The following is a 9,683-nucleotide window of genomic DNA, read 5'->3' as shown; positions in this document are numbered from 1 at the left end:
TGACCGTAAGCGTCATAGGAAAAAGGCGGCTGCCGGTTCCTCCTGCAAGCACGATTCCTTTTACAGAAGATTTCTTTAACATCAGACACTGCTCCCTAAATTTTGTTTCTATTTTAAATTAAATTCATGCCGATTTAGATGTACTGATTCGGTTCATTCTTAACAAAAATCTAAAAAAATTCTCCTTTATTACAACAGCATGAAATATTGATTAAAAATAGGCTTGCAAAAGGAAAAACTTTTGCTATAATCACTGCCCGTAATGTGATGAATACCTCATTACGTTGCGCACCCGTAGCTCAGCTGGATAGAGTAATCGGCTACGAACCGATCGGTCGGGAGTTCGAATCTCTCCGGGTGCGCCATCCTTTAGAAAAATTCCATATCAATGTTAAAATATCGGCTATAAAAAAGTCTTTTTATTAAACGGTTTTAGTCTTAAAATCGCACTACACTTTTGCTGAAAACAAAAAGATCATAATGGCCGCAACAAATTCAAATAAAGAAGAAACATTAAAAGATCCGCCTAAAAACCTTGAGGCTGAACGTAATCTTTTAGGCGCATTAATGCGTGACGGTACCTTACTTGCCGCTATAGGCAATGAAATCGGTCCGCTAAATCCTGATGATTTTGCGTCAGAAAAAAACCGTATTATTTATTCCTGTATTTTAAATCGTGCCGCATCTTCAGATGAATTTGACCCTACTGTCATATGCTCGCTGCTTGAGAATGACGGTCTTTTAGACAAAGTAGGAGGCAAAGCTTACATTTCAGGGCTTATTGCCAATACTGCACCTGAATCCGTCGCAATTGAATATGCCCTTATCATCAGGAATAACGCCAGACGCCGCCGTCTTATCAGCGCCGCCGAAAAGATCAGCAATATGGGATATATGCCTGAAGGGCGCAGCGTTGATGAGCTTTATGATGAAGCTCAAGGCCTTATTTTCAAGCTTTCGGAAGAAAATGCCCATACCGATGCAGGTCCTGTTCCGGCTCTTACTCATGCGGTAAAGCTGCTCGAAAAAATACAGCAGGATAAAGAGTTAGGACAAAGAATGACCGGAATTCCGTCAGGATTTTCCGAACTTGACGAGCTTACATCAGGATTACAGCCAGGCAGTTTAAACATCGTGGCCGCACGCCCCGGTGTCGGAAAGACATCTTTCTCCATGAATATCGTCGAAAATATCGCAATGAATCCCGATATTCATAAGCCGGCATTGGTTTTCTCTTTGGAAATGCCTGCGCAGCAAATAGTTTTACGTATGCTTTCAACCTTCGGCCGTGTAAGCATGCGTGAATTGTCCGAAGGAAAAGTCACGACCAATCAGTGGCACGACATCATAAGAAAAGTTGCCATGCTTACCGAAACCGGAGAAGACAACGTAAAGCGCAACAAACTTTATATTGATGACTCGGGCGACATTACTCCTCTTGAAGTCAGATCGCGAGCCCGTAAGCTTGCGGCTGAACATGGCGGTCTTTCCGTCATAATGGTTGACTATATTCAGCTTATGAAAGGACAAACAAAAGCTGAAAACCGCAGCCTTGAAGTCGGTGAAATATCCCGTTCTTTAAAACTTCTGGCAAAAGATCTGGACGTACCGGTTATCGCGCTTTCACAGTTAAACCGTGAAGTAGAAAACCGTAAAGATCACCGTCCGATGAACTCCGATCTCCGAGAATCAGGCTCCCTTGAACAGGATGCCGATATGATTATGTTCCTGCACCGTGAAGCAACTTATCACGGAGGCGGGGACGGAGAAGATAACGGCAAAGCCCTTTTAATTGTCAGCAAAAACCGTAACGGCGCTATTAAAGATATTGAATTGCAATTCCAAGGCGCATATACGGCTTTTTATGATAAAGCCAATACCGTTGCAATGATGGACGTACCTCCTATCGACGACGTCCTTTTACAATAATAGGTACCAAAAATGAAAGCAGCCACAGCTGAAATCAATACTACGGCTTTAAGAAACAACATCGATACCATCAAAAAATACGTACCCGGATCGAAAATCGTAGCTGTCGTTAAAGCCAACGCATACGGTCACGGTCTTTACCAGGTGGCATCCGCCCTTTATGAAAAAGTTGACGCTTTTGCCGTTGCCCGTCTTGATGAAGCTTTAAATTTAAGAGAGCAGGGAATAAAAAAACCTATTATCCTGCTTGAAGGCTTTTTTAATGAAGAAGATCTTCCGTTTATCGCCCGCTCGGAAATTTATACAGCCGTCCACGATATGGAGCAGCTTGAAGCAATCGAAAGGGCAAAAGTGGAAAAACCTTTACATTGCTGGCTTAAGATTGATATCGGCATGCATCGTTTAGGAGCAGATCCTCAAGATGTTATGAAAATGAAAGAACGTCTTGAAGAGTGTCCTAATGTTTTAAAACCCATCGGTCTTATCTCTCATCTGAGCGTTGCCGATACCCCCGCAGAAACGGAATACAATATCGCACAAATCAATTATTTCCGAGAGACTGCCAAACATTTTTCAGGAGATTTATGCCTTAGCAACTCAGCCGGGATCTTGGCCTGGCCTGACTCACATACCTCTTGGGTACGCCCGGGTATCATCATGTACGGCATTTCTCCTTTTGACGATAAGGTAGGCGCAGATTTCGGTCTTGAACCGGTAATGTCTTTAAAAAGCTCGGTTATTGCTATACGTAAAGTAAAAAAAGGAGCAAAAGTCGGATATGGTGCCGCTTGGACCGCACCTTACGACACTACCATAGGAATCGTGGCAACAGGCTACGGCGACGGATATCCGCGCGTTGCTCCTAACGGTACGCCTGTTTTGATAAACGGCAGATATGTTCCAACGGCAGGACATGTTTGCATGGATATGCTGTTTGTTGATTTGGGCATCGATTCACAAGATAAAATCGGAGATGAGGCTATCTTGTGGGGCAAGGGGCTTCCCGTAGAAAAAATCGCAAAAATGTGCGGAACAATTCCTTACGAATTAGTCTGCAGAGTTATGCCGCGCGTCCGCGTTGAGCTAATTTAACAAAACTTAAATAGCAAACAGGCGGGAAAAACCCGCCTGCTTTGTTTTTTAGCAAATTAATCTTTTGCAAAGCGCATATATACTTCAAGCGCCGTAATATGCTTAGTAAGAGCGCCCACTGAAATAAAGTCCACTCCCGTCTTTGCAAACTTTCCTATCGTTTCTAAATTAACATTACCTGAAATCTCAAGCTTTGCCTGATGATTGTTTACCGCAACCGCCTCTTCTATCTGCGCATAATCAAAATTATCAAGCATTATGACATCGGCTTTTGCTTCAAGCGCTTCTTTAAGCTCTTCAAGACTTTCGACCATGATATCTATCTTTTTATCAGGGGCAATTTCTCTTGCTTTTAAAATAGCGTTCTTAATTCCGCCTGCCGCCTGAACATGTCTTCCTTTGATAAAAAACATGTCAAAAAGTCCGATGCGGTGATTCTTGCCGCCGCCGCAAGCTACGGCGTATTTTAAAGCAGTACGAAGTCCGGGTATGGTTTTGCGGGTATCAAATAAATTACACGAAGTACCCTCCATTTCCTTTACGTAAGAGTGCACTGCCGTTGCAACACCTGAAAGCATCTGCACAAAATTTAAAATAGTACGTTCGGCTGTCGCGATTACTCGTGCATTACCCTTAAGATGAAAAAGCTCCTGTCCTGCCTTAACATGATCTCCGTCCTTGGTAAACCAAGTCACGTCAACATTACCGCCTAACTGTCTTAAAGTTTCTTCAACCCATTTTTCACCGCAGAAAATTCCGCTTTCACGGGAAATTACCGCAGCTTCGCTTTCAAGATCTGCCGGAATAAGTTGAGCGCTTATATCGCGGTTTGGATCCAAAACACCGCCTAAATCTTCTTTAAGAGCACTTTCGACATTTAAACGAATATCTTCTTCAAGCATGATTTCACCTTTGAAATAAGGAAAGAGCTTGATTCGGCTGCGCAATTTTTAATCTATGCGGCTCGAACAATATCTTTTTTTAAATTACCTATAAATTTTCATTGTAGCATTGAAAAGTTCAAAATTTGATATCAGAACTAAAGGCTGAAGTTTTGTCGATTAAGTACAGCACGACTGGCTACCGATAACTTAAGCCTTTAGGTCAAAGCGCAAAATACGTAAAACGATTATACCTTATGAAGATCTTCGGCATTAAACTGGTTTTCTTGTGTAAAGGAAATAAAAATAAGATTAATAGGTCTATTTGCGACATCGTCAAATTCGAGTAGTCTTGTTCCTGATTCGTTTAGAGAATCAAGTTCGACAAAATCTCCGTTATCCCTTACATCCTGCACTGCCGTAAAGTGCAAGCTGTTTTTATGAAGTAAAATTATACCTTTATGATTTCTAAGGAAATCTTGTGCCATTGTGATAACTCTCTGCCGATTTTCTTTTAAACTGCTTGGCTCTACAATAGATTTAGTGTCGACATATAATCCCAAAATATTTGCCATCACGATGGCTTCTCCCAAATCTCCGGGAATGTATGGTTCCTCAGGATCAGGGGTAAAGCCTATTTCTTTCACCATAGGATCCACATAAGCCCTACCAAACCCATCATCAAAATATTTCATATAAGCATGGGCACAAGCCGCCTCGAAATCACTCATACAATCGAGCCCTTTTCTGCTTAAAACCTGATTTCTGACTTGCTGTACTTCAGGAGTGTGAATATCAATTTCAAAATCAGAGTCCTTATTTTCTGCATCGCGAGGATGAAAATGCAAAGTACCTTTTTGAACAAGATCTTGCGTTACATGATCGTTAAGCCATCTAGCACCTTGCTCTGAACTACACAATCCGTTAAATATACTTAAGATAAAACAGGTATTAGAGAGTGGCTGCTGTCTAAAAAACTGTCCTTGAATGATATGATTTCCGTTTTGAGCCGGCATTTGGCAATCAGGCATCGTTTTCTCTTGAAGCGCAGGAGCTCTACTTCCTCCTTGAGCTCCGGTCTTTTTCAGCAGTCCTGCTACTATGGCATCATTAATAATCGATGAAAGATCGTGTTTTGGCATACCTTCATAGTAGAAATCTTTAATCTCTTTAACTGCTGCATCAAGATTATTCGGTACTCTTTGATCATATAAGTCAGCAATACGTTTTATTTCAGATTCAATTTCCGTTCGAATTTTTTCCTCTTTTGTCGGTTCCTTCGTACTATTAGATTCGTTTAACCGTTCAAAAGCATACTTATTAAGCAATCCGGCGACTATAGCATCATTAACAGTCTCTGAAACCTGGTCCTTTGTCATACCCTCACTACAGAAATCTCTAATCTCTTTAACTGCCGCATCAAGATTTTTCGGTACACTTTGCGCATATAAGTCAGCAATACGTTTTATTTCAAATTCAATTACCGACAGAAGTTCTTTTTCATCTGTTATGACAGCACTCTTTGCAGAAAGATTTGCTCCTTCTTTAACCGTAGAACCGCTTGCCTTCTCAGCCAGAAAGCTCTCGACTAATCCTTCATAATCCTCAATTTGCGAGGAGCTCATAAGATAAGCCCCATTTTTGTCTGCGGCTTGCCTTTGCAACTTAAGCTCCAAAGAGCGCATGGCTTCAAGCTGACTGTTGCCATAGCGTAAAATCTCTTTTTTAACTGTATCAAACTCTTTTGGAGAAAGGTCCGTTCCTAAACGAGCATGAATGGCGTTTTCCAGTTTTTTGACATCAACACCGGGCTTATTGAAATTAGCCGCACTATCGGAGGCAAGCTTAATATTGTGCTTTAAATTATCAAGCTCAGCAGGACTTAGATTGGGACTAGACCCCGGATCTGCAGTAATACCGTAATGAGAGGATAAAATATTCTGCAGGGCTTCTGACAATTTTGCCTTTTCTGCATTAATAGTAGTTTGAAAGCGAAACAAATCTCTAATCTGATATAAAAAGGCAGTAAATTTACCGTGGGTTTTTATTTCATTTTTGCTGTTTAAATGAAAACCTAATCCCTCACTTTGAGCCTTTGTAAAGTCCACAGCGTTTTTAATAATTTCAGGAGAATTTGACATAAAAACCACCTTGGTTAATAAACCTATTTTTTAACCCCTTAAAAGTGATGCTTCTTCAAAAGATTGAAGCTCATTATGTCGATCATGCACACCTTGCTGCACCAAAGTCTGCATGTACTCTAAACCTTTACCGTAATTTAACAGCATATTTTCAAGTCGCGCAGCATTTATATCAACAAGAGGCCAAACCCATTGAAAAGTTATAATTCCATTTTCAGCATCATAACCAAGGCTCGCCCCTGCCAGTTTGCAGTAAAAATTATTCTGCTCCATTAAAAGACGCCAAAACTTGGCATTTTCAAGCATCTCATCAGGAGGGGTACCTAATGATGACTTAAAAAACAGCGACCCCGACTCAAAGAAAAAGGCTAACGGAACTCCATACAAATCTATAGTGCCAGATACCGAATCATTCCATTCAATACCAAGGTCAAGAGCGTTCACGGCGCTTTCTACTATTCCGCTTATATTGTTGTTATCTGTTGTCATTACATTCTCCTAAAATATAAGCCGATTTAATCAGTGGTTGATATGTCAATATTTTCCTTTTTAATTAGCTTATACTTCAAAACCAATCTTTAAGAGAGCAATACGACATCGTATCTTTTTTATTGTGTAGTGTAAAATGTATATAACATATAATATATTACCGGCTTTAAATAAAAAACACAGTCAATCTAAAAATCATATATACGTCTCAATATTGTTGTATTCTTTCTAAAAGCGCAGAATTTAAAGTGAAATCAGAATCTGACAATATATTTAGCAAAAAACACTACTTAAAAATAAGCTTGCCAAAATCTTTACTCTTCTTCCTCAAGACGAAGTTTTAGCTATTGATATTTTTTGCTGTAAGCTCTTTTTACATACAAAGATCTGTGATCCTTGTTATAATATTGCTTTTAATTTTCATTTTTTATTAAAGGCCAACCGTGCTAGAAACAATATCCTTAAACGAAAAAATCAAAGAAATGACCGAGCGGGCCAACGCTCTTAGGGGGTATCTTTGACTTCGAGACCAAGAAGGAACGTCTTGAAGAAGTAAACGGACTGCTTGAAGATCCGGATGTTTGGAACGATCCGGAAAAAGCACAGCAATTAGGAAAAGAAAGACAAGTTTTATCCTCTGTCGTCTCCCGTTTTGACAAATTATATTCAGGTTTTGATGACGTATTGATGCTTTTTGAGCTCGGCAGCGAGGAAGGAGATGAAGACTCCGTAAAAGAAGCTTATGCCGAGGCTGACAAACTTGAAGAAGTGCTAAACGCTCTTGAGTTTGAGCGTATGTTCTCAAAACCGAACGATAACTCCGACTGCTACATGGACATTCAGTCAGGATCGGGCGGTACCGAAGCTCAGGATTGGGCGGAAATGGTCATGCGCATGTACCTTAAATTCGGTGAGAAACACGGTTTTGACTGCACCGTCATTGAATGCTCGGAAGGTGAAGTTGCAGGAATAAAATCCGCAACTTTAAAATTTGCAGGTCCGTATGCTTTCGGCTGGCTGCGTACGGAAACGGGAATTCATCGTCTTGTGCGCAAATCTCCTTTTGACTCCAATAATCGCCGCCATACTTCATTCTGCTCTGCCTTTGTCTATCCTGAAATTGACAATGACATCAAAGTAGAGATTAATCCTGCCGATTTGAAAATCGATGTGTTCCGTTCATCAGGAGCCGGCGGTCAGCATGTCAACAAAACCGAATCCGCCGTCCGCATTACTCATATTCCTACAGGCGTCGTGGTCAGCTGCCAAAATGAACGTTCTCAGTTTCAAAACCGCGATCAGGCAATGAAGCAGTTAAGAGCCAAGCTCTATGAGCTTGAACTTAGAAAGCAGCAAAGTGAACAACAGGCGATTGAGGACAGCAAAGCCGATATCGGCTGGGGCAGTCAAATCAGATCTTATGTGCTTGATGATGCTCGAGTAAAAGATCTGCGTACTCAAGTTGAATGCCGTGACACGCAAAGAGTTTTAAACGGTGATTTAGACCAATTCATTGAAGCAAGCCTTAAATCCGGGCTTTAATTAAAGGAAAGAAAAATGACTAAAGAGAATATTTCCGCAACCGGTGAGAATCTCAATAATGAAATGCAGGAGCGCCGCAATAAATTAAACGCCCTGCGTGAACAAGGACAGGCGTATCCTAACGATTTTCGTCGTGATGCCGTTTCATCCGATATTATCAAAGCCTTGGGCGATAAATCAGCCGAAGAGCTTGCAGCCGATCCTAAAACATTCACCGTTGCAGGCCGTATGATGACCCGCCGCATCATGGGAAAAGCCTCTTTTGCCACTTTACAGGACATGGGCGGCAAGATTCAAATTTACGTAACCCGTGATGCCTTGCCTGAAGGACAATATCAAGAGCTTTTCAAGAAACTTGATCTGGGCGATATTATCGGTGTTACCGGCTATGCATTTAAAACAAAAACCGGCGAACTTACTTTACACGTAACCGCTTTGCGCCTTTTAGTTAAAGCTTTGCGCCCTCTGCCTGAGAAGTATAAAGGTCTTACCGATCAGGAAGCCCGCTGCCGTCAGCGTTATCTTGATCTTATCGCCAATGAAGAGTCCCGCAGAACTTTTGAGATAAGAACCAAGATCGTTTCTTTCATCCGCTCTTACATGGACAGCCACCGCTTCATGGAAGTCGAGACCCCGATGATGCACGTCATTCCTGGAGGAGCCAACGCTAAACCTTTCATTACTCATCACAACGCTCTTGATATCGACATGTACCTGCGTATCGCTCCTGAGCTTTTCTTAAAGCGTCTTGTAGTAGGCGGTTTTGAACGCGTTTATGAAATCAACCGTAACTTCCGTAACGAAGGCATTGACGTACGCCATAATCCTGAATTCACCATGATGGAATTCTATATGGCTTATCATGACTATCACGATCTTATCGACTTCACTGAAGATCTTTTCCGTAAGATGGCGCTTGAAGTTTTAGGCGATACCAAGGTTCACTACGGCAAAGAGGGCGAGGAAGGTCTTGATATTGATTTTGCAAAACCCTTTGATCGCCTTACCATGAAGGAATCCATCGTTAAATACGGAAACGGCATCGCCATGGAAGATCTTGATGATGCGGAAAAGACTAAAGAATTATGCAAAAAGCTGCACATTGAAATCATGCCGTCATGGGAGCACGGTCATTTCATTGCCGCCTTGTTTGATGAGCTGGTTGAAGAGCACTTGCAGCAGCCTACATTCATTACCTCATACCCTGCTGAAATTTCACCTTTAGCCCGCAGATCAGACAGCGATCCCCGTTACACCGATCGTTTTGAATTCTTCATCGGCGGCCGCGAAATGGGTAACGGATTCTCGGAGTTAAACGATCCTGACGATCAGGCAAGCCGCTTCCACCAGCAGGCTGAAGCTAAAAAACACGGTGATGACGAAGCGATGTATTACGATGAAGACTATATCGTAGCACTGCAGCACGGACTTCCTCCTACTGCAGGCGAAGGTATCGGCATCGATCGTACCGTCATGCTCTTTACCAATTGCCATACAATTCGTGACGTAATTTTATTCCCGACACTGCGTCCGAATAAATAATGCACAAAGCCGTGAAATTAAATCACGGCTTAATTTTTTCATTTAGGAGCTTTAAACTTAAAGTGCT

The 9,683-nt window shown here is 41.7% G+C and carries 8 protein-coding genes and 1 tRNA gene; 5 read left to right on the top strand and 4 right to left on the bottom strand.

Annotation, left to right across the window (positions count from 1 at the left end; genetic code table 11):
- The coding region (locus QZ019_RS09870) for a sugar phosphate nucleotidyltransferase (protein WP_366936830.1) at positions 1–82 on the bottom strand (82 nt) is incomplete at its 3' end.
- Between the two features lie 206 nt (positions 83–288).
- On the opposite strand from QZ019_RS09870, the gene QZ019_RS01810 reads away from it, so the two are divergent.
- From QZ019_RS01810 to alr, 3 genes are all read left to right on the top strand, one after another.
- Positions 289–365, top strand: a tRNA-Arg gene (locus QZ019_RS01810).
- 115 nt (positions 366–480) lie between these two features.
- Positions 481–1,929 (top strand): replicative DNA helicase, encoded by a 1,449-nt coding sequence (gene dnaB / locus QZ019_RS01805; protein WP_295481891.1) that lies wholly within the window; start codon positions 481–483, stop codon positions 1,927–1,929.
- Between the two features lie 12 nt (positions 1,930–1,941).
- Positions 1,942–3,021 (top strand): alanine racemase, encoded by a 1,080-nt coding sequence (gene alr, locus QZ019_RS01800; protein WP_294564022.1) that lies wholly within the window; start codon positions 1,942–1,944, stop codon positions 3,019–3,021.
- Positions 3,022–3,077: 56 nt separating this feature from the next.
- Here the strand turns inward: alr and nadC are convergent, their stop codons facing one another.
- From nadC to QZ019_RS01785, 3 genes are all read right to left on the bottom strand, one after another.
- Positions 3,078–3,923, bottom strand: coding sequence for a carboxylating nicotinate-nucleotide diphosphorylase (gene nadC / locus QZ019_RS01795; RefSeq protein ID WP_295481889.1), 846 nt, complete (start codon positions 3,921–3,923; stop codon positions 3,078–3,080).
- A 227-nt stretch (positions 3,924–4,150) separates the two neighbouring features.
- Positions 4,151–6,043 (bottom strand): hypothetical protein, encoded by a 1,893-nt coding sequence (locus QZ019_RS01790; RefSeq protein WP_295481887.1) that lies wholly within the window; start codon positions 6,041–6,043, stop codon positions 4,151–4,153.
- Positions 6,044–6,073: 30 nt separating this feature from the next.
- Positions 6,074–6,532 carry a type III secretion system chaperone gene (locus QZ019_RS01785; protein ID WP_294564031.1) on the bottom strand — a complete coding sequence of 153 codons (459 nt, stop codon included), beginning with the start codon at positions 6,530–6,532 and terminating at the stop codon, positions 6,074–6,076.
- A gap of 482 nt (positions 6,533–7,014) precedes the next feature.
- Here QZ019_RS01785 and prfB point away from each other — a divergent pair.
- Positions 7,015–8,074, top strand: a protein-coding gene (prfB, locus tag QZ019_RS01780) for a peptide chain release factor 2 (protein ID WP_294564449.1) whose coding sequence is annotated in 2 segments (ribosomal slippage) — positions 7,015–7,050 and positions 7,052–8,074 — 1,059 coding nt in all. Because the reading frame shifts where the segments join, the coding sequence is not laid out codon by codon here.
- A gap of 15 nt (positions 8,075–8,089) precedes the next feature.
- Positions 8,090–9,616 carry a lysine--tRNA ligase gene (gene lysS / locus QZ019_RS01775; protein ID WP_295481885.1) on the top strand — a complete coding sequence of 509 codons (1,527 nt, stop codon included), beginning with the start codon at positions 8,090–8,092 and terminating at the stop codon, positions 9,614–9,616.
- Positions 9,617–9,683 lie beyond the last annotated feature (67 nt).

It is taken from the genome of uncultured Succinatimonas sp. (genome assembly GCF_905203285.1).
Taxonomy (GTDB): domain Bacteria; phylum Pseudomonadota; class Gammaproteobacteria; order Enterobacterales; family Succinivibrionaceae; genus Succinatimonas.
Note: the sequence above shows the minus strand (reverse complement) of the source record. Positions and strands in the feature narration are given on the sequence as shown.